This window comes from Komagataeibacter sp. NFXK3, assembly GCF_054182245.1.
The window spans coordinates 80184-98270 of the sequence record NZ_JAPIVJ010000006.1 but is presented as its reverse complement, the minus strand read 5'-3'; the positions used below and the strand labels follow the sequence as shown (position 1 = coordinate 98270).

Below are 18087 nucleotides of genomic sequence, written 5' to 3'. Positions count from 1 at the left end.
AGGGCTTGCCCATGGCTGAACGTCCGAGCCAAGACGCAATGCCTGCCCAGCCTGAAGGTGATGGGCCCACCGGGGCGGGCCTGACTCCCGCGCGCCGGCGCAACGCGCTGCTGCGCCACCTGCCGCATGTGCTTGGGCTGTTTTTGCTGGTGGGCGCCGTGATCGTGGTGCAGCGCGAGGTGCGCACCCTGCACTGGCAGGACATCAGCCACGCGCTGCTCACCATTCCCGCCACCACGTTGTGGGCGGGGGCAGGGTTTACGCTGCTGTCCTATCTGGTGCTGTCCTTCTATGACTGGCTTGCCGTGCAGCAGGTGGGCTGCCAGCTTGCCTTCCGGCGCACGGCGTTTGCGGCGTTCTGCTCGTATGTGCTGTCGCATAACCTGGGGTTTTCCGCCATTTCGGGTGCTGCGGTACGCTTCAGGCTGTATGGCAACTGGGGGCTTAAGCCCTTTGAGGTCGCCCAGATCATCGCGTTCTGTTCGGCCACCTACCTGCTGGGGGCGGCGGTGCTGATCGGCAGCGTGCTGGTGCTGGAGCCGGGCACGGTGCCCTTCATCGGCCATGCGCTGCCCTCGCTCATGATGCGGCTGGTGGGCTGTCTGCTATGGGCGGCGGTGATCGGCTATGTCATTGCCGGGCGCTACGTGAACGAGATCAGGGTCTGGCGCTGGCAGGTCACGTTTCCGTCCGCTGGCATGGCGGTGATGCAGACCCTTGTCGCAGCCCTTGAGGTCGCGGCCACGGCGGCCATTGCCTACACGTTCCTGCCCGTGGCGCAGGGGCTGGATTACGGCACGTTCCTGGCCATCTACATCGCCTCCTACACCGCAGGGCTGGTGGCCAGCGTGCCGGGTGGTCTGGGCGTATTTGACGGCACGATGATGCTGGCGCTGGGCGCCTACGTGCCCGCAACCCGCGTTGTGACCGCCATCCTGATCTTCCGCCTGTTCTACTACATCGTGCCGCTCTTCGTGGCGGGCCTCATGTTCGCGGCGCATGAGCTGTTCCTGCGCGGTGACGCCGCCCTCGCGCGCAAGGCGAGCACGGGCAGCCCCCTGCGTGGGCCGCGCCCCGGCAGGCCGAGCCAGGTGATCCGTGAAAGCGAGGCCGATTTTTCGGTGGCGGTGGCGACTGGTGCTGTCTCGCTGTGCGGGGGACTGCTGCTGGCGCTGACCCTGCTCGACCCCGAAAATTGGCTGAACGCAGGCCGCCTGCAACCGCTCTTCGCCATGGTGGGGGATTATCTGCTCTCGCTGATTGGCGTGGCGCTGATCGGGCTGGGCATCGGGCTTTCGCAGCGCGTGACGCTGGCGTGGAAGGCCACGATCGGGCTGCTGTCGGTGGCCTGCGCGCTGACGCTGCTGCGCGACTCGCCCATGGCGGTGCCGGGCCTGCTCATGCTGGTGTGCCTGCTGATTGCCCCTTTCCGGGGCTCCTATTACCGCCATGCGCGGATCATGAGCGAGCCGCTGTCCTCGCAGACCATCCTCTCCCTTGTGCTGCTGATCACCTCGGTGGTGGTGCTGGTGCTGGCGGGGCCGCATGATTCGGCAGGGGGAAGCTGGTGGGAGATCATGCTGTTCGCCACCCGGCCGGGCATTGCGCAATGGACGCTGGGGCTTGCTGTCATGCTGGGGCTGGTCATGATCGTGCGGCTGGTGCGGCCGGGGCGCATTCATGTGCTGCCGTGGAACAAGCAGGGCCAGGCCCGTTACCGCGCGCTTGACCATGCGCTTGACGGGGTGGGTCAGGTTACCCCCGCACCTTCGGGGCTGATACCGGGGGCGCGGCGGCAGGCGCTGCTGCCCTTCGTGCGGCTGGGGCCGTATCTGGTCGGGCTGGGTGACCCGGCGGGCCATGCGGATGACTGCACATCGGCCATATGGTGGCTGCGCGACCTTGCGGTGCAGGAAGGCTGCCAGCCTGCCTTCTGGCATGTCGGCACGAGCCTGCTTGCAGTCTATAACGAACTGGGCCTCACGCCTTGGCCCCTGACGGAGGAAGGCGCGCCGCTGCATCCGTGTTTCCTGTGCGCGGGGGCGGACGACCTGAACACCATCCGCGCGCTGATGGACAAGGCCTTCGCGCCGCTGGGGCAGGCCGGATGCTGAAGGCGCGTGCCGCATGGCGTAAAGGAATCCGCTCATGACCGCCCATGCCGGACTGCTTACGCATTTTTCTACCGTGGTGGGCCTGCCCAGCCTGTCGGGTGCGTTCCTCATGGCGTTTCCGGCGCTGTTCTCCATTGTCAATCCACTCGGGGCGGCGCTGATCTTTGCACAGGTTACGGCAGGGCATGACCGGCGCACCTGCGTGGCGCTTGCCGGGCAGGTGGCGTTCTATTCCGCCATGCTGATGCTGGCCTCGATCTGGGTGGGCGGGCTGGTGCTGTCGTTCTTTGGCATCACCATCGATGCCCTGCGCATTGCGGGCGGCCTGGTGGTGGCCGTGCGGGCATGGTCGCTGCTCCAGGCCCCCGAAACGGAGGAAGCCCGCAAGCAGGCCCAGGCCAGCGGCAGCACCCAGGCGGCCAATCTGATGGGACAGGCGTTCTTTCCGCTGACCATGCCCTTTACCGTCGGCCCCGGCACGATTGCGGTGGCCATTGCGCTCGGCTCGGAAGGGCCGCCTGCCGGCACCCACATCGTCTTCTACGGCGTGCTGTCGATTGCTGCGGTGCTGGTGGCGGGGATTGTGTGGGCGGCCTATGCCTATGCCGAGCAGCTACTGTACCTGCTGGGCAAGACCGGCACGCGCATCGTCTCGCGGCTCGCAGCACTGATCCTGCTCTCGATTGGCGTGCAGATCCTGATTACGGGCGTGCAGGGGGTGGTGCTGTCCACAGCGCATGCCGTCATCACGATGGCGGGTTAAGAGCTTTGCAGCGGCGCAATTTCAGGCACGGGCCGCCCGTCAAGCACGGCCCGCACGCAGGCGCGTAAGGCAGGCAGCACATCCGTGCCGAATTGCGGCGTCCGCCGCTCCCATGCCCCCGTGCGCCATGAAGGATGGGGCAGGGGAAAGTAGCGCGGCAGGTAGTGGCGGAAGTCGAGGCAGCGCTCGCTGACCTTTCCCTTGCCCAGAATATGGAGCTGGGCGTAGCTGCCCACCACCAGCGTCAGTTCAAGGTCGGGCATCTGCGCCATGATGCGCGCGCGCCACTGCGGCGCGCATTCCGGGCGGGGCGGGCAGTCGCCACCTTTGGGCAGGCGGCCGGGATAGCACAGGCCCATGGGCACCAGCGCAATGCGGCTGGAATCATAGAACGTGGCGCGATCGACCCCCATCCAGCCCCGCAGCCGGTCGCCCGAGGCATCATTGAAGGATTGCCCGGTTTCATGCACGCGCGTGCCCGGCGCCTGGCTGGCAATGAGCAGCCGCGCCGTGCGCGAGACATGCAGCACCGGGCGGGGGCCAAGCGGCAGGTGCGCCGCACAGGTCTGGCAGGCGCGGATGGCGTGCAACAGGTCTTCAAGGGTTTCGGCCATGGGGCTGCCTTTACGCTTTCAGCAGGTCGCGTGTCCATGCGGGAACCGTGCGGGTGGCAGGCCCGAGAATGGTCTGGTCAAAGGTGCTGCGGCCCGGTGGGGCTTCAAGGTTGAACAGCATCGTATCGGCATGATCCGTTACGCTGTCCACAAATCCTGCTGCCGGATAGACCACGCCGGAGGTGCCTATGGCCACGAACAGGTCGCAGGCTTCAAGCTGCCGGGCTATGGCCTCCATATGGTAGGGCATTTCCCCAAACCACACGATATCGGGCCGCAGCGTAGCCGTGCCGCAGGCGGGGCAGGGCGTATCGGGGGTGCAGTCGGTGTGCCATGCCGGGGTGGCGTGGCAGTGAGTGCAGCGCAGGCGCAGCAGTTCGCCATGCATGTGAATGACGTTCCGGCTCCCTGCGCGTTCATGCAGGTCGTCGATATTCTGCGTGATGATGGTGAGGTGTCCCGGCCACTGGCCGTCACGTCCGGCCTGTTCGAGTGCGGCAAGCGCCCGGTGCGCGGCATTGGGGTGCACGGTGGGGAGCTGGGCACGCAGGTTGTTATAGAACCGGTCCACCCGCAGCGGATCACGCGCAAAGCCCTGCGGCGTGCAGATATCCTCGATCCGTTCATGGTTCCATAACCCATCCGGCCCGCGAAAGGTCTGCAGGCCCGATTCCTGGCTGATGCCCGCCCCGGTCAGGACAACGATGCGCGGCATGTGCATTCTCCCTCAAGGTGAAAGGTCAGTTTGCGGCATTGCCGTACATAAGAAAACCGCCATGGACATAAGCCCATGGCGGTTTTCCGTAATGCGTATCAGGGTAAGGGCGGCCCGGGAGAAAAGGCCACCCCTGCCGCGTATTACTGCGCGGCGTCCTGACCGGTGTGCGTCTGCGGTGCAAACGTCCAGCCCGAGCCGTAAGGCTGCGGCAGGAACACCGACCAGCCACTGCTCATGCTGTTCCAGCCGGAGCTGGAAACCGGAGCCCCGGTGTCACGCAGCTTGGTCACGTCGGCTGCCGTAACGGTGCCCGGCGCCTTGTTGCCCCAGCTGGTGCGGATGAAGTTGACCACATCGGCGATCTGCTGGGCGGACAGCGAGTTGCTGTAACCCGGCATGGCCACCGCGGAAGGTGCCCAGTTGCTCGGCGGCAGCACGCCACCATGAGCGATCACGTTCACCAGCGAGGTCGGGTTCTCGGTCACGACAACCGGGTTGCCAGCCAGCGGCGGGAACATGCGGGCCACGCCACCACCGTCATTACGGTGACAGATGGCGCATTCCTTCACATACGTGTCAGCACCCGGCATGCTGGCGGTGTTGCCAGAGTTCAGGGCCGTCGCGGTGGACGGATCGTATGTGTAGTTGCCCTGTGAGGGGGGCACCGGCGGCAGGCTCTTCAGGTACTTCGCGATGGCGTGCAGGTCGTCATCGGTGAAGTACTGGGTGCTCCATGCCACCACGTCGCCCATGCCACCGAAGACGGCGGAGTGGTCGATACGGCCGGACTTGAGGAAGGTGTAGATGTCATCTTCCGACCAGCGGCCCAGACCCACGACCGGGTCGTTGCGCAGGCTGGGGGCCACCCAGTTGTCGATCGGCGCGCCACCGGACAGGAAGTCAGGCCCACCCGAAGCATCGAGCGCCTTTTCCTGCATGGCGAAGCCGCGCGGCGTATGGCACGCGCCGCAATGGCCCGGACCCGTCACCAGGTAGTCACCACGGGCCACATCGGCATCGGTGCCGGGAGCGGGGGTGAATTCCTTGGGCGAGGGCGAGAACATCATGCGCCAGATGCCCAGCGGCCAGCGCATTGACATTGGCCAGGAAATGTCCGGCTGCTTGTCAGGCTGTGCGACCGGCTTCACCCCATGCATGAAGTATGCATACAGCGCCTGCATGTCTTCCTTCGTCATGCGCGAGAAGGAAGGATACGGCATGGCCGGATACAGCGTGGAACCATCCTTGCGGATACCGTGGCGCACCGCTTCGTCGAATTCGGCGAAGGTGTAGCGGCCGATACCGTAGGTCGGGTCCGGTGTAATGTTTGTGGAATAGATCGTGCCGATCGGGCTCTTGATTTCAAGCCCGCCTGCATACGACTGCCCATGGAGGGCGGTGTGACATGCTACGCAGTCACCCAGTCGTGCGACATACGCCCCTTTCTGGACCAGCGCGGGGTCGGCATCTGGCGTCTGTGCCAATGCCGTCCCTGCCAGCAGACTAAACGCTGCCGCGCTGAATGTCACCTTAAGCCTGTTGATCATTATGTTCACCATCATGCGTCGCGTTGATGCGAAAAATTGTCAAAACCGGGAGATTATGGCTGCTGCTCGGGGATACCGTCAGCATTCTTCCGGGCATCAACTTCCCTCTGATAGGTCTCGTTCGCACGCTTGATCAGGAACTGGCGGATATCCTCGATCTCGGTGGGGTTCATGCTGCTGTCGAAGCGATCCATACCGTAGGCGGTAAGGGCGCCGCGGCCGACAACATTGTAGAACGCATCCTCGTGGCGGATGGACCCGGACCAGCGCAGGTCAGGCAGCACACCAGCACCTTCGGCATTGTCGCCATGGCAGGCGGCGCAATAGGTCTGGAACTGGAAGTAGCCGTTATCGGTGCGCTTGCTGTCGAACTGTGCCGGCGGCTTGACGGGCAGGAAGCCCTGGTCATTCTGCTTGGGCAGCGGGCCCGACTTGCCATCGAGCGAGAAGGCAATGATGCGCGAGTGGTTGACGGTCCAGCCGCTGGTGCGGGCAAGGCCACCGAGGAAGAACGGATAGATGCCGCCCCAGCCCACTTCAACCGCGACATACTGCTTCTTGTCGCTGCCAAGGTAGGACACGGGGGGAGCGATGATGCCGCTATCCGCCGCGAAGTGGAACAGGTCGGAACCGTTCGTCGCGTCATAGGCGTGGAATTCGCCGTTTGCCAGGCCCTGGAAGAGCAGGTCGCCGCCCGTTGCCAGGATGCCGCCGTTCCACGGACCCTTGTGGTCCACGCGCCAGGCTTCAGCCTGCGTCTTCGGATCCCAGGCCACGATCCAGCCCTTCAGGTCCTTGACAAAGGCCTGCTTGGCTTCGGGGGAGTCGGGGATGCCGACCTTGTTCATGTCCAGGCCAAGGTTCCAGCTATCGGGATGAGGCGTGAAGCCACCGATCTGGTTGGTGTACAGGAACGGAACCTGCTGCGCGGGAATGTAGACCAGCCCGGTCTTGGGGCTGTACGCCATGGCCGCGAAGTTATGGCCGCCAAGGTCACCCGGAATGCCGTACCAGTCCTTGCCCGTAAGCGTGTAGAGCGCATCGGGGTTGTAGATCGGGCGGCCGGTCTTGGGGTCAAGCCCGCTGGCCCAGTTTACATAGACATAGTTCTTGCCCGAGATGAACTCGCCGGTCTTCGCATCGATGATGTAGAAGAAGCCGTTCTTCGGCGCATGCACGATGACGTGGCGGGTCTCACCGTTGATCGGCAGGTCAACTGTCATGATCTGCTGGACCGAGGTGAAATCCCACTGGTCCATCGGCGTTTCCTGGAAATGCCAGACGTATTCGCCGGTTTCCGGCTTCAGCGCCACGATGCTGCCCAGGAACAGGTTGTCGCCCTTGCCTTCCGAACGGTACTTGTAGTTCCACGGCGAACCGTTGCCCACGCCAAGGTAGACCAGGTCGGACACGGGGTCATACACGATGGAATCCCACACCGTGCCGCCGCCGCCCTGGCGGGTCCAGGCGCCGGTCGGGCTCCAGGTCTGGTAGGCCTTGTTCATCAGCACGCTGTCGGAGGCAGCATGGTCCGGCTCGTTCTTGGGGTTCGGAACCGTGAAGAAGCGCCAGTCCAGCTTGCCGGTCTCGGCATCGAACGCGGAGACGAAGCCACGCGCGCCGAACTCGGAGCCACCGTTACCGATGATCACGCGGCCCTTGGCGATGCGCGGCGCGCCATCAACCGTGTAGGAACGCTGCTTGCCCAGCTCCGCCTCGGGCGGGATGGTGTTTACGCTCCAGACCAGCTTGCCGGTCTTGGCGTCAAGCGCGATCAGGCGGCCATCGAACGTACCGAAATAGACCTTGCCATTCCAGTAGGCGGCGCCACGGTTGACCGTGTCGCAGCAGCCCTTGTCGGCGATGTTGCCGGGCACGCGCGGGTCATACGACCACAGCAGCTTGCCGGTGGCGCCATCAACGGCCTTCATCATGCTCCAGTTGGTCGTGGCATACATGATGCCATTGACAACCAGCGGCGTGCCTTCCTGGCCACGGTTGGTATCAAGGTCGAGATACCAGGCCAGCTTCAGGTTACCAACATTGGAACGGTTGATCTGGTCCAGCGGGCTGTAGCGCTGTTCAGAATAGGTGCGGCCATAGGTCATCCAGTCGCCGGGATGGTCATCCGCATGGATGATCGCTTCCCCCGTGGCGCCCTGCCCGTCATCTGCGGATGCCATGGTGGCATAGCCCGAGATGAGAGCCGCACATATCGTTCCGGCTGTAAGCGTTCTGCTCAGAGAACGTCTTTTTCCGAAAACGGCAGAAATCATATGTGATGTCCTCAGAAAACTAACGGTTTCGAATTCAGGACGCCGCCGCTGCAACTTTCCGTCCGGGCAGGCTTTCTGAATGTAACCGGCAAAAAGCGCGGGCGGCGCTCATTTTCCGACCAGACAGGAAACCGGCTTCGGGCAGGGAGATAAAGCAGGTAGTCCGTTTCATCCGAACATACCGAGGCTAGCACGCCCGTCTCCTGACATTTTAGTGTTCACGCTCACTAAAACGTGAATATGTTGTCTGATAAGCAATGAAACAGATAGCTGGCGCTGCTGGAGGTTTTTTTAAAATATGTTGATATTGCAGCAAGAATGAGAAGGGCCCCCTAAGGGCATGCGTCAGGTGCTTCACAATAAATGATGAGAAATATATTTTTATTATTCATGAATGGCATAAATTCTTGGTGAAACGACCATCTGCTCTACGCCGTACGCGTAACGGATCAGGACAGAGAATCAGCCCTGTAACGGATAATGTTCCAGTGCGTCATAAACCGGCCCGTCCGCATGGCGCAGGGACTGGAAAAGCGTGAAGTGACCCACCGGCTCGCCATCGGGCATGGGCGGCATGGCGGCCAGCCAGGCCTGCCGGCGGAGCGGATCGGGGTGCAGCAGGCGGCCCATCGTCACATGGGGCACGAAGCGGCGCGCGGACCGCGCGGCGCCGGGCAGGAGCCGGTTCATGGTGGCGCGGACTCGCTGCTGCAGGTGAGTCAGGGCGGCATCGGGCGCGCAGCCGATCCACAGCGTATCCGGTCCGTGGCGGGCTTCGGCTTCAAACAGGCCCGGCGCGGTCAGGCTGAGCGTTGGGGGTGCTGCTGTTATGGCGCTCAGGGCGTGGTGGATGTCTTCAAGCAGATGGCCGTGCGTTACCGCGCCCAGATAATGCAGCGTGAGGTGATAGGACTCCGGTGGGGACCACGTCACGTCCGGCAGGTTGCCCCGCAGGCCAGCGAGGGCGCGCGTGAGCGGAAGGGGAAGTTCAAGGCCAATGAACAGACGCATCCGGCAACCTTTTTGACGGAAAGGAAAAACGGCACATGCCGCATGTCTTGTACAGTATATATAGCGTTGTGAAATGCGGAGCGTGTTGCCGCATTGTAATGTGTTCGTCACGCTGATGTTCTTGAACCGCGTCTAGCATGAGCCCACATGCAGGCAGACGCACGTCAGTCACGGACGTGGAGGAAGGAAACAACAAATGGCTTTTGGCCCTGATTCGCGGAGTTTCATCCGCCCCACCGCTGAGAGTGCCATGGGCTCCGTCGATATGGGCCTGCGCGCCTATATGCTGCGAGTCTATAACTGGATGGCATCCGGGCTGGTCCTGACCGGACTGGTTGCCTACCTGATCGCCAACACCCAACTGCAGACGCTGTTCTTCCAGTACGTGCCTGCCCTGGGCACGATCAAGCCGACCGGGCTTGGCATGCTGGCCATGATCGCGCCGCTTGGTTTCGTCCTGGTCATGTCGTTCGGGGTCAATCGGCTCTCCACCCAGGCGGTGCAGACCCTGTTCTGGCTGTTCTGCGGGGTGATGGGGGCGAGCCTGTCCAACATCTTCATGGTGTTCACGGGGGTTTCGGTTACGCGCGTCTTCTTCATCACCGCCGCAACCTTCTGCACCATGTCCATCTGGGGCTATACGACTCGTACCGACCTCAGCCGCTTTGGTTCGTTTTTCATGATGGGGCTGTTCGGCCTGATCATCGCGGGCGTGGTGAACATGTTCCTGCACAGCCCCGCCCTGTATTTCGTCTACAGCGCCGCAGGCGTGCTGCTGTTCGTGGGGCTGACCATGTTCGATACCCAGAACATCAAGGCCACCTACCAGCAGGTTGCAGCCTATGAAGGCCCGGACATGGCTGCGAAGCGGTCAGTCTATGATGCGCTGAACCTTTATCTGAACTTCATCAACCTGTTCCAGTTCCTGCTGCAGTTCATGGGCGTGCGCAACAGCAGCAACGACTGATCGACAGGATTCCTGCTTTCAAGGACTGTTTCGGTCCTGTTTGACTGCATGAGAAGGGCTGCCACAACCGTGGCGGCCCTTTTTGCGTGAATGGGGAGCCGGAATGGTCTTTCTGTCAAAAAAGATAAGACTTATTCATATATGGAAATTATCTGATGACGAGAGTGTGAGGTTAATGACACCCGGCTAAACCTTTGTAAAAAAACGATTTTGCAAGATAAATTTTAAGCAATGAAATCTATTGAAATATTATGTGAAGGCTTGCCTATGAGGCCGTTCAGGTCGGATAACCCTTGAATAGAAAAACTATATGAAAGGGTATGCGGCACAGGACATGCGCTTCAGCACACAGGACGGCATCGCGATTCATGGTCCGATCTGCCCTGAGAGTAATATTTACGTAAGGTCTGGCAGGTCGTATTGATCAAGGTCATGGCCAGCCGGCCGGCAACTAACTCATGACGGATGCAAACCGAAAGAGGCGATTGTCATTTTCGGAAGTCGACTCAGGCGCGATGTCGCTGGATGCCGGGAAGGCAGAATGCTTTTTCCCGCCATGCGTATAACGTGGCCGCTGTTGTCTAAGCCCGTGGATGAAGCGAGGATGTGAGCAAAACAGGGTGATGTCGAAACCAACGAGGCGTGAGATGAAGAAAAAAATCTTGCCGAGATTAACAAAGCTGATGAGCCTATCTTCAGCAGCGCTGTTAGCAGGCTGTACCTGGGATACACTTGATCCCAAGGGCGTTGTCGGTGCTCAGGAAAAAAGCCTGATCCTGACCTCGACCTACGCGATGCTGCTGGTTGTCATACCGGTATGTATCCTGACGCTGCTGTTCGCATGGCAGTACCGTCAGTCCAACACTTCGGCGGAATACCTGCCGAAATGGTCGCACTCCAACAAGATCGAAGTGATTATCTGGGCGATTCCCAGCCTGATCATTCTGTTCCTGGCGGTGCTGACCTATCAGACATGTCATTCGCTTGACCCGTACAAGCCGCTTGAGGCTGAAGCCAACGTCAAGCCAATTCATGTCGATGTTGTGGCACTGGACTGGAAGTGGCTCTTTATCTATCCGGATGAAGGGATCGCAACCGTCAACCAGATGGCCATGCCGGTGAATACGCCGGTCGATTTCCGGATCACCTCTGACTCCGTGATGAACTCGTTCTTCATCCCGCAGCTAGGCACGATGATCTATGCAATGGCTGGCATGCAGACCCAGTTGCACCTGATCGCCAACGAAGCGGGTGACTTCCAGGGTGAGTCCTCCAACTTCAGCGGCAAGGGCTTCTCCGACATGCGCTTCCGTGCGCTGGCAATGCCGGCGGACCAGTACAGCGCGTGGGTCGAGAAGGTGAAGGCTTCTTCCGAGCAGCTGGACAGCGCAAGCTATCCGAAGCTGGCCGCGCCGAGCGAGGCCAATCCGGTTGAGTACTTCTCGCATGTCGATGCGGGTCTCTTCGATGCCATTGTTGCCAAGTACAATGACGGCATGGTCATGGACAAGAGCACCGGCAAGATGCTGCACGTGCAGCAGTCCGCGATGTCCGACATGAACATGAAGGAATAGGACAGATGTTTGGCAAATTAACTTTGTCGGCCATCCCTTATGATGTGCCGATCCTTGTTGGGACGTTCATCGGTGCCGCTATCGCGGGTCTCGCCGTTGTCGGTCTCATCACCTATTACGGTAAATGGGGCTACCTTTGGCGTGAATGGCTGACCTCGGTCGACCACAAGCGCATTGGTGTCATGTATATCGTTGTGGCCCTCGTGGCGCTGTTCCGTGGTTTTGCGGACGCGATCATGATGCGCTCCCAGCTCGCGCTGGCCTATGCCGGCAACCCCGGCTACCTGCCGCCGCACCACTATGACCAGATCTTCTCCGCTCACGGCACGATCATGATCTTCTTCATGGCCATGGCGTTCATGCAGGGTCTGATGAACATCGTGGTGCCGCTGCAGATCGGTGCGCGTGACGTGGCCTTCCCGTTCGTGAACACGCTGAGCTTCTGGATGACGACCATCAGCTTCCTGCTGGTCAACGTCTCGCTGTTCATCGGTGAGTTCTCGCAGTGCGGCTGGCTGGCTTACCCGCCCCTGTCCGAGCAGCAGTTCAGCCCCGGCGTCGGTGTTGACTACTATATCTGGGCGGTTCAGCTGTCCGGTGTGGGCACGCTGCTGACGGGTGTGAACTTCTTCGCGACCATCGTGAAGATGCGTGCGCCGGGCATGACCTACATGCGTATGCCGGTGTTCACCTGGACCATCTTCTGCACCACCGTGCTGATCATGGTTGCCTTCCCGATCCTGACCGTGGCCATGGGCCTGCTGGGTCTGGACCGTTACCTGGGCATGCACTTCTTCACCAACGACGGCGGCGGCAACCAGATGCTCTATCTGAGCGTGATCTGGGGCTGGGGCCATCCGGAAGTGTACATCCTGGTCCTGCCTGCCTTCGGTGCCTTCTCCGAAATCACGCAGACCTTCTCCCGCAAGCCGCTGTTCGGCTACAAGACCATGGTCTACGCGACCGCCTCCATCATGGTCCTGTCGCTGGTGGTTTGGGTTCACCACTTCTTCACCATGGGTGCTGGCCCGAACGTGAACGCGTTCTTCGGCATCATGACGATGATCATCGCCGTTCCGACTGGCGTGAAAATCTTCAACTGGCTGTTCACCATGTATAAGGGCCGCATCGAGTTCCATGCGACCATGTACTGGGTGATCGGCTTCATGATCACCTTCTCCATCGGTGGCATGACCGGCGTGATGCTCGCCATCCCGGCTTCCGACTTCGTGCTGCATAACTCGCTGTTCGTTATCGCCCACTTCCATAACGTGATTATCGGTGGTGTGTATTTCGGCTACGTGGCGGCCATGAACTTCTGGTTCCCCAAGTCCTTCGGCTTCAAGCTGAACGAAGCATGGGGCAAGCGGGCGTTCTGGTGCTGGTTCATTGGCTTCTATGTGGCGTTCATGCCGCTGTATGTCGTTGGTTTCGAGGGCATGACCCGTCGTATGAACCACTACGACAACCCGGAATGGCACCCCTGGCTGCTGATTGCTGAAGCCGGTGCCGTGCTGATCGCATGCGGTATCGTGTGCCAGCTGACCCAGCTCTATGTCTCGATCCGCGACCGTAACCTGGCCGAGAACCGTGACCTGACGGGCGATCCGTGGAACGCTCGTACGCTGGAATGGTCCACCTCTTCGCCGCCGCCGTTCTATAACTTCGCCATCCTGCCGGAAGTGCACGAGCTCGACGCTTTTGCCCACGACAAGGAAGCGGGTATCGACACGCGTCGCGCTGGTGGTGACTATCAGCCCATCCACATGCCCAAGAACACGGCATGCGGTTTCCTTATCGGTGCCTTCAGCTTCGTGCTTGGCTTCGGTGCTATCTGGTACATCTGGTGGCTGGCGGCTGTTGGTCTGATCGGTGTCATCGCTACGGTGATCGCACGTTCGGCTGACAATGACGTCGATTACTATGTGCCGGTGTCCGAGGTGGCTCGTATCGAGCAGGAGCACACCCATAACCTTATGGCAGCACAGGCAGCGGAATAATGGCGCAAAACATGACTGCTGATGCAGCCCATGCCCATGATGAACACCACGAATCTCCCGTGGTGTTCGGGTTCTGGCTGTATCTGATGACGGACTGCATCATCTTCGGTACGCTGTTCGCAGTGTTCGCGGTGTTGCGTGACCAGTTTGCCGGCGGTCCGACCGGCCACGAAGTGTTCGAACTTTCGGGTGTTGGCATTGAAACGGCTATCCTGCTGTTCAGCTCCATCACCTACGGTTTTGGCATGATCGCCGCCCACGAGAACAAGGTCAGCACCATGCGGACCTGGCTCGGGGTGACCTTCCTGCTGGGGCTGGGCTTCCTGTTCATGGAAATCCGCGAGTTCTCGCACATGATTGCCGAAGGCAACGGCCCGGATCGCAGCGCGTTCCTGTCCGCCTTCTTCACGCTGGTTGGCACGCATGGTCTGCATGTCACCTGCGGCCTGCTGTGGATGGCGGTCCTGCTGTTCCAGACGGCTGGCAAGACTGAGCTGAACGAGCGCATGATCGGCAAGCTGACCTGCCTCAGCCTGTTCTGGCACTTCCTGGACATTGTCTGGATCTGTGTCTTCACCTTTGTCTATCTGATGGGTGTGCTCTGATGGCTGATCATATTTCATCCTCGGGAGAGGGCCATGGTAGCGTAGGATCTTACCTTACCGGGTTCGTACTTGCCGTTATCCTGACGGTAGCAGCCTTCGGTCTGGTGATGTCGCATGCGATGTCACCGTCCGCCACCGGCGGGGCGATTGCCCTGCTGGCGGTGGTCCAGATCGTGGTTCACCTGATCTACTTCCTGCACATGAACGGTTCGTCCGAGCAGCGCTGGAACGTCATGGCGTTTACATTCACGGTGCTGTCGGTTCTGGTCCTTGTAGCCGGCACGATGTTCATCATGCATGACACGGCCATCAACATGATGTCGCGCTGATACGCGGCTTCATGCTGGGCTTTGGGGGTGGGCAACCACCCCCGGGCCAGACGGCATAAAAAAAGACCGGCACGGGAAACCGTGCCGGTCTTTTTTATTGGGCCCTGTCGGGAAAGGCGGGGTCAGCCCTTCTGCGGCTCGGGGGAAAGCATGTCCTTCTTGCCCGGCTTGTCTTTCCATTCCTCGGCATCGGCCGGGGCGTCGATCTTGCGGGTGATGTTGGGCCAGATGGCGGCGTATTTCGCGTTAAGCTCGGCCCAGGGGGTGGCGCGGTCGTCGCTATCGGGGAAGATGGCCTCAGCCGGGCATTCCGGTTCGCATACGCCGCAGTCGATGCACTCATCCGGATTGATTACGAGAAAGTTCTCACCCGCGTAGAAGCAGTCAACCGGACAGACTTCGACACAATCTGTGAATTTGCAGCGAATGCAGTTTTCGGTGACCACATAGGTCATCGCCTATCTCCGATCGTTATTTGTGTGGCCTGTGGCAGTAGGCCCAGCCATGAAAAGGGACGAGGCGCCACAGGGGGCATGACCTCATCGGGAATGGCGGAAGATATGAGAGTGTTTTCCGGTCGTGGCAAGCCCAAGACGGCGGCTAATGCATAATCGGTGCCTGTATTGTCCCTCTCGCCACAATATTCAGGCAGTTTCTGGAACAATTTCATACAGAAGTTGTGCAAGTGGCGCCGCCTGGCGCCGTTCGGCCTGCCCTGTCACGCGAATGACGATCACGGCCCTGCGATCGGGGGCGGGCAGGGTCAGCACGTCGCCCGTGCGCACGAGCGCATGCGCCTTGGTCACGCGCTGGCGGTTGATGCGCACATGCCCGCTGGTGGCGATCTGGGCACAGGCGCTGCGGCTACGCCCGAAGCGGGCGTGGAACAGCCACACATCCACGCGCTGGGTCTGGGGCTGGGGGGTGGGTGCCTGTTTCATGCGTTCAGGGCCGGTCCAGAAGGGTTGCAAGGGCGGCGAAGGGGCTGTCCGGGCGCATGGGGCGGCGTGAGGCAGCGCGCCTGCTGGCCTGGCGGTCCTGTGCCGGGCGGGTTTTTTCGTGCCGGGCATTTTCGCCCTCCGCATGGAAGCGGATCATGATCGGGGCCGGTGGCCCGTAACGGTCGGCGGGCATGGGGCGGGGGTGGTACACGCGCATGTTCAGCCCCTTCAGCACGGCGGGCAGCATTTCACGGCGCACGCCCAGCCGCGAGGCCAGTTGCGGTGGCAGCGGCACGGGCGCGCGACGGGTCAGGCGGGCGAGTTCGCGAATGAATTTTTCCGCAATATCGAGCCGCAGGCGCACAGGCCCAGCGGCGAGCCAGCCCATGCAGTCCATGAAGGCCGGGGGCAGGGCATCGGGCGGCAGGGTGATGCGGCTCATGGCGGGCAGGGCGGGGCAGGGCATGTTCAGGCTGATGGCCACAAGCCAGCCGCGCAATTGCAGCGCGCGCTCCTTCAGGATTGCGGGCATGAACAGGGTATAATGGCCCACGCGCACCCCCAGCCTGCGCAGGCGGCCCAGCATCTCGGGGGGCAGGCGCTCGCCCTTGTGCAGCGGGGCGATGCCTGCGCCTTCCAGCAGGCGGTGAACGATGCCGCGCAGTTCCGGCGTGGTGGCAACGGCGGCCTGCACGGCAAAGAGCGGGGCAAGGTGCTCGCGCACGACCTGCCCGAGCCAGGTCTGGAGCCGGTTGCGGATTCGCTCGCGCTGGGCGTTGTCGAGCAGCGGGTTGTCGAGCACCAGCGGGCGGGGGGAGAGCACATCGGCACCCGGCAGCAGGCGGGCGAGGTTCATGCCCTGCCACATGATATGCGTGCCATCGGCCGAGAAGGTGAACTGCTGGTCGTCATCCTGCACCAGCAGCGCCACGCGGCGGGGAATCTCGCTGCGCACGGCGCGGCGGGCGGCGCGCATGAGCAGGCGGCCATCCTCGGCATCGGTATGCTCGCCCGCAATCAGGTCAAGGCCCGCAATCCGGCCAACCTCATGGCCTTCCACCACCACATTGCCCTGCGCGGTCACGGCGGAGAGCAGGTTGTCATGCCCGCCTTCATCAAGCCGGCGGATCAGCGTTGTGGCGCGGCGGTCGACGAAGCGGGCAGTCAACTGCTCATGCAGCACGTCGGACAGCCGGTCCTCGGCCTCACGCGTGCGGGCCTGCCAGTGTTCGGCATTGCCGATCCAGCCGGGGCGGGCGGCGATGTAGCTGCACACGCGAATCCCCGCCAGGCGCTGCATCAGCGTGTCGATGGTGCCATCGGTCTGGAAGAAATGGGTGATCTGGTTTTCCATCCATGTGGCGGGGATGCGGCCATCGCTGATCAGGTGGGTGAAGATGCGCCCGCACAGGCGGATGTGGCTGTCATCGCCCAGCTTGCGGAAATCGGGGATCTGGCAGCTTTCCCACAACAGCCGGGTTGCGGCACGGGAATGCACCAGCGGGCGGATGTCGGGGCTGGCCGAGAGTGCTGAAAGGGCCAGCACGTCGCTCGCTTCATGCCCCGCAATCAGTTCAGGCCGGGGCGAGGCCTGGTTGAGGCTGCCAAGCAGGCTGGCGGGCGATGAGAAATCAAGCGCGCTGTTGCGCCATGACAGGCGGGTGAGCGGGTCGAAACGGTGCTGCTCCACGGCCTCGGCCAGTTCCTCATGCAGGGGCGGGCAGGTGCCGGTGGTGCCGAACGTGCCATCGCGCAGGCCGCGTCCGGCGCGCCCGGCCACCTGCGCGATCTCGCCTGCCGTGAGCGGGCGGATGCGCGAGCCGTCGAATTTCGACAGGCTGGCAAAGGCCACATGGTTCACATCCATGTTCAGCCCCATGCCGATGGCGTCGGTCGCGACGAGGTAATCGACTTCCTTTTCCTGGTACAGCGCCACCTGCGCATTGCGCGTGCGCGGCGAGAGCTGGCCCATCACGATGGCGCAGCCGCCGCGCCGGCGGCGCAGCAGTTCGGCAATGGCGTAAACCTCGCCCGCCGAGAATGCGACGATGGCCGAGCGTGGCGGCAGGCGCGTCAGCTTGCACGCGCCCGCATGGGTCAGTTGCGAAAGGCGGGGCCGGTGCTCGATCTCGATGCCCGGTACAAGGCGGCGGATCAGGTTGCGGATGGTGTCGGCGCCGAGGAACATCGTCTCCGCCGTGCCGCGCGCATGCAGCAGCCGGTCGGTAAAGATGTGGCCCCGGTCCGGGTCGGCGCAGAGCTGGATTTCATCCACCGCCACGAATTCCACCCGCCGGTCGAGCGGCATGGCCTCCACCGTGCATGAAAACCAGCGTGCCTTCGGGGGGATGATCTTTTCCTCCCCCGTTATCAGCGCCACGGCCTGCGCGCCCTTGCGGGCCACCATGCGGTCGTAGTTCTCACGGGCCAGCAGGCGGAGCGGGAAACCGATCACCCCGCTGGAATGCGAGAGCAGCCGCTCGATGGCGAGATGCGTCTTTCCGGTATTGGTCGGGCCGAGCACAGCCCGGACCACCTGGTCGGAATGGGGGCCGGAGCGATGCCCGGCCGCTGCGCGATGGGGGCCACGAAGCCCCGAGGGTACACCCGTCATGGCGGTATGCTCCG

General features: G+C 62.1%; 15 protein-coding genes. 7 read left to right on the top strand and 8 right to left on the bottom strand.

The features are described from left to right. Nucleotides 1-11 precede the first annotated feature (11 nt). Nucleotides 12-2114, top strand: coding sequence for a lysylphosphatidylglycerol synthase domain-containing protein (locus tag OQZ28_RS08490; protein WP_458135814.1), 2103 nt, complete (start codon nucleotides 12-14; stop codon nucleotides 2112-2114). 34 nt (nucleotides 2115-2148) lie between these two features. Further along, nucleotides 2149-2877 carry a MarC family protein gene (locus OQZ28_RS08485; RefSeq protein WP_458135813.1) on the top strand — a complete coding sequence of 243 codons (729 nt, stop codon included), beginning with the start codon at nucleotides 2149-2151 and terminating at the stop codon, nucleotides 2875-2877. Here OQZ28_RS08485 and OQZ28_RS08480 read toward each other — a convergent pair. From OQZ28_RS08480 to thpR, 5 genes are all read right to left on the bottom strand, one after another. After that, a complete protein-coding gene (locus OQZ28_RS08480; RefSeq protein WP_458135812.1) occupies nucleotides 2874-3491 on the bottom strand; it encodes a uracil-DNA glycosylase family protein in 618 nt (205 codons plus the stop codon). The genes OQZ28_RS08485 and OQZ28_RS08480 overlap by 4 nt on opposite strands. Nucleotides 3492-3501: 10 nt before the next feature. After that, the gene (locus tag OQZ28_RS08475) at nucleotides 3502-4206 is read right to left on the bottom strand and encodes an NAD-dependent deacylase (protein WP_458135811.1); all 705 of its coding nucleotides are present in this window, start codon (nucleotides 4204-4206) and stop codon (nucleotides 3502-3504) included. A 143-nt stretch (nucleotides 4207-4349) separates the two neighbouring features. Continuing rightward, nucleotides 4350-5756, bottom strand: coding sequence for a c-type cytochrome (locus OQZ28_RS08470; RefSeq protein ID WP_408884436.1), 1407 nt, complete (start codon nucleotides 5754-5756; stop codon nucleotides 4350-4352). 53 nt (nucleotides 5757-5809) lie between these two features. Further along, complete coding sequence (locus OQZ28_RS08465) at nucleotides 5810-8032, bottom strand: PQQ-dependent dehydrogenase, methanol/ethanol family (RefSeq protein WP_130730026.1); 2223 nt, start codon at nucleotides 8030-8032, stop codon at nucleotides 5810-5812. A gap of 462 nt (nucleotides 8033-8494) precedes the next feature. Continuing rightward, nucleotides 8495-9043, bottom strand: a complete 549-nt coding sequence (gene thpR / locus OQZ28_RS08460) for an RNA 2',3'-cyclic phosphodiesterase (RefSeq protein ID WP_130730025.1) — start codon at nucleotides 9041-9043, stop codon at nucleotides 8495-8497. Nucleotides 9044-9239: 196 nt separating this feature from the next. On the opposite strand from thpR, the gene OQZ28_RS08455 reads away from it, so the two are divergent. From OQZ28_RS08455 to cyoD, 5 genes are all read left to right on the top strand, one after another. Then, nucleotides 9240-10010, top strand: a complete 771-nt coding sequence (locus tag OQZ28_RS08455) for a Bax inhibitor-1/YccA family protein (protein WP_165399082.1) — start codon at nucleotides 9240-9242, stop codon at nucleotides 10008-10010. 647 nt (nucleotides 10011-10657) lie between these two features. Next, nucleotides 10658-11584, top strand: a complete 927-nt coding sequence (gene cyoA / locus OQZ28_RS08450; protein WP_165165683.1) for a ubiquinol oxidase subunit II — start codon at nucleotides 10658-10660, stop codon at nucleotides 11582-11584. A gap of 5 nt (nucleotides 11585-11589) precedes the next feature. Further along, nucleotides 11590-13584: a cytochrome o ubiquinol oxidase subunit I gene (gene cyoB, locus OQZ28_RS08445; protein WP_110566544.1), complete on the top strand. Its 1995-nt coding sequence runs from the start codon at nucleotides 11590-11592 to the stop codon at nucleotides 13582-13584. Then, complete coding sequence (gene cyoC / locus OQZ28_RS08440; RefSeq protein ID WP_061272539.1) at nucleotides 13584-14189, top strand: cytochrome o ubiquinol oxidase subunit III; 606 nt, start codon at nucleotides 13584-13586, stop codon at nucleotides 14187-14189. The genes cyoB and cyoC overlap by 1 nt, the downstream gene beginning before the upstream one ends. Further along, complete coding sequence (cyoD, locus tag OQZ28_RS08435) at nucleotides 14189-14518, top strand: cytochrome o ubiquinol oxidase subunit IV (protein ID WP_130730024.1); 330 nt, start codon at nucleotides 14189-14191, stop codon at nucleotides 14516-14518. The genes cyoC and cyoD overlap by 1 nt, the downstream gene beginning before the upstream one ends. A 122-nt stretch (nucleotides 14519-14640) precedes the next feature. Here cyoD and fdxA read toward each other — a convergent pair whose 3' ends face one another. The 3 genes from fdxA to OQZ28_RS08420 form a co-directional block, all read right to left on the bottom strand. After that, a complete protein-coding gene (gene fdxA, locus OQZ28_RS08430; protein WP_078526760.1) occupies nucleotides 14641-14973 on the bottom strand; it encodes a ferredoxin FdxA in 333 nt (110 codons plus the stop codon). 189 nt (nucleotides 14974-15162) lie between these two features. Continuing rightward, nucleotides 15163-15459 (bottom strand): RNA-binding S4 domain-containing protein, encoded by a 297-nt coding sequence (locus OQZ28_RS08425; RefSeq protein WP_458135810.1) that lies wholly within the window; start codon nucleotides 15457-15459, stop codon nucleotides 15163-15165. A 4-nt stretch (nucleotides 15460-15463) separates the two neighbouring features. Continuing rightward, nucleotides 15464-18073 (bottom strand): helicase-related protein, encoded by a 2610-nt coding sequence (locus OQZ28_RS08420; protein WP_458135809.1) that lies wholly within the window; start codon nucleotides 18071-18073, stop codon nucleotides 15464-15466. Nucleotides 18074-18087: the final 14 nt, after the last annotated feature.

Coding starts and splice junctions, on each gene's coding strand:
- OQZ28_RS08490 (WP_458135814.1), top strand. CDS start 12: ATGGCTGAACGTCCGAGCCAAGACGCAATGCCTGCCCAGCCTGAAGGT.
- OQZ28_RS08485 (WP_458135813.1), top strand. CDS start 2,149: ATGACCGCCCATGCCGGACTGCTTACGCATTTTTCTACCGTGGTGGGC.
- OQZ28_RS08480 (WP_458135812.1), bottom strand. CDS start 3,491: ATGGCCGAAACCCTTGAAGACCTGTTGCACGCCATCCGCGCCTGCCAG.
- OQZ28_RS08475 (WP_458135811.1), bottom strand. CDS start 4,206: ATGCCGCGCATCGTTGTCCTGACCGGGGCGGGCATCAGCCAGGAATCG.
- OQZ28_RS08470 (WP_408884436.1), bottom strand. CDS start 5,756: ATGATCAACAGGCTTAAGGTGACATTCAGCGCGGCAGCGTTTAGTCTG.
- OQZ28_RS08465 (WP_130730026.1), bottom strand. CDS start 8,032: ATGATTTCTGCCGTTTTCGGAAAAAGACGTTCTCTGAGCAGAACGCTT.
- thpR (WP_130730025.1), bottom strand. CDS start 9,043: ATGCGTCTGTTCATTGGCCTTGAACTTCCCCTTCCGCTCACGCGCGCC.
- OQZ28_RS08455 (WP_165399082.1), top strand. CDS start 9,240: ATGGCTTTTGGCCCTGATTCGCGGAGTTTCATCCGCCCCACCGCTGAG.
- cyoA (WP_165165683.1), top strand. CDS start 10,658: ATGAAGAAAAAAATCTTGCCGAGATTAACAAAGCTGATGAGCCTATCT.
- cyoB (WP_110566544.1), top strand. CDS start 11,590: ATGTTTGGCAAATTAACTTTGTCGGCCATCCCTTATGATGTGCCGATC.
- cyoC (WP_061272539.1), top strand. CDS start 13,584: ATGGCGCAAAACATGACTGCTGATGCAGCCCATGCCCATGATGAACAC.
- cyoD (WP_130730024.1), top strand. CDS start 14,189: ATGGCTGATCATATTTCATCCTCGGGAGAGGGCCATGGTAGCGTAGGA.
- fdxA (WP_078526760.1), bottom strand. CDS start 14,973: ATGACCTATGTGGTCACCGAAAACTGCATTCGCTGCAAATTCACAGAT.
- OQZ28_RS08425 (WP_458135810.1), bottom strand. CDS start 15,459: ATGAAACAGGCACCCACCCCCCAGCCCCAGACCCAGCGCGTGGATGTG.
- OQZ28_RS08420 (WP_458135809.1), bottom strand. CDS start 18,073: ATGACGGGTGTACCCTCGGGGCTTCGTGGCCCCCATCGCGCAGCGGCC.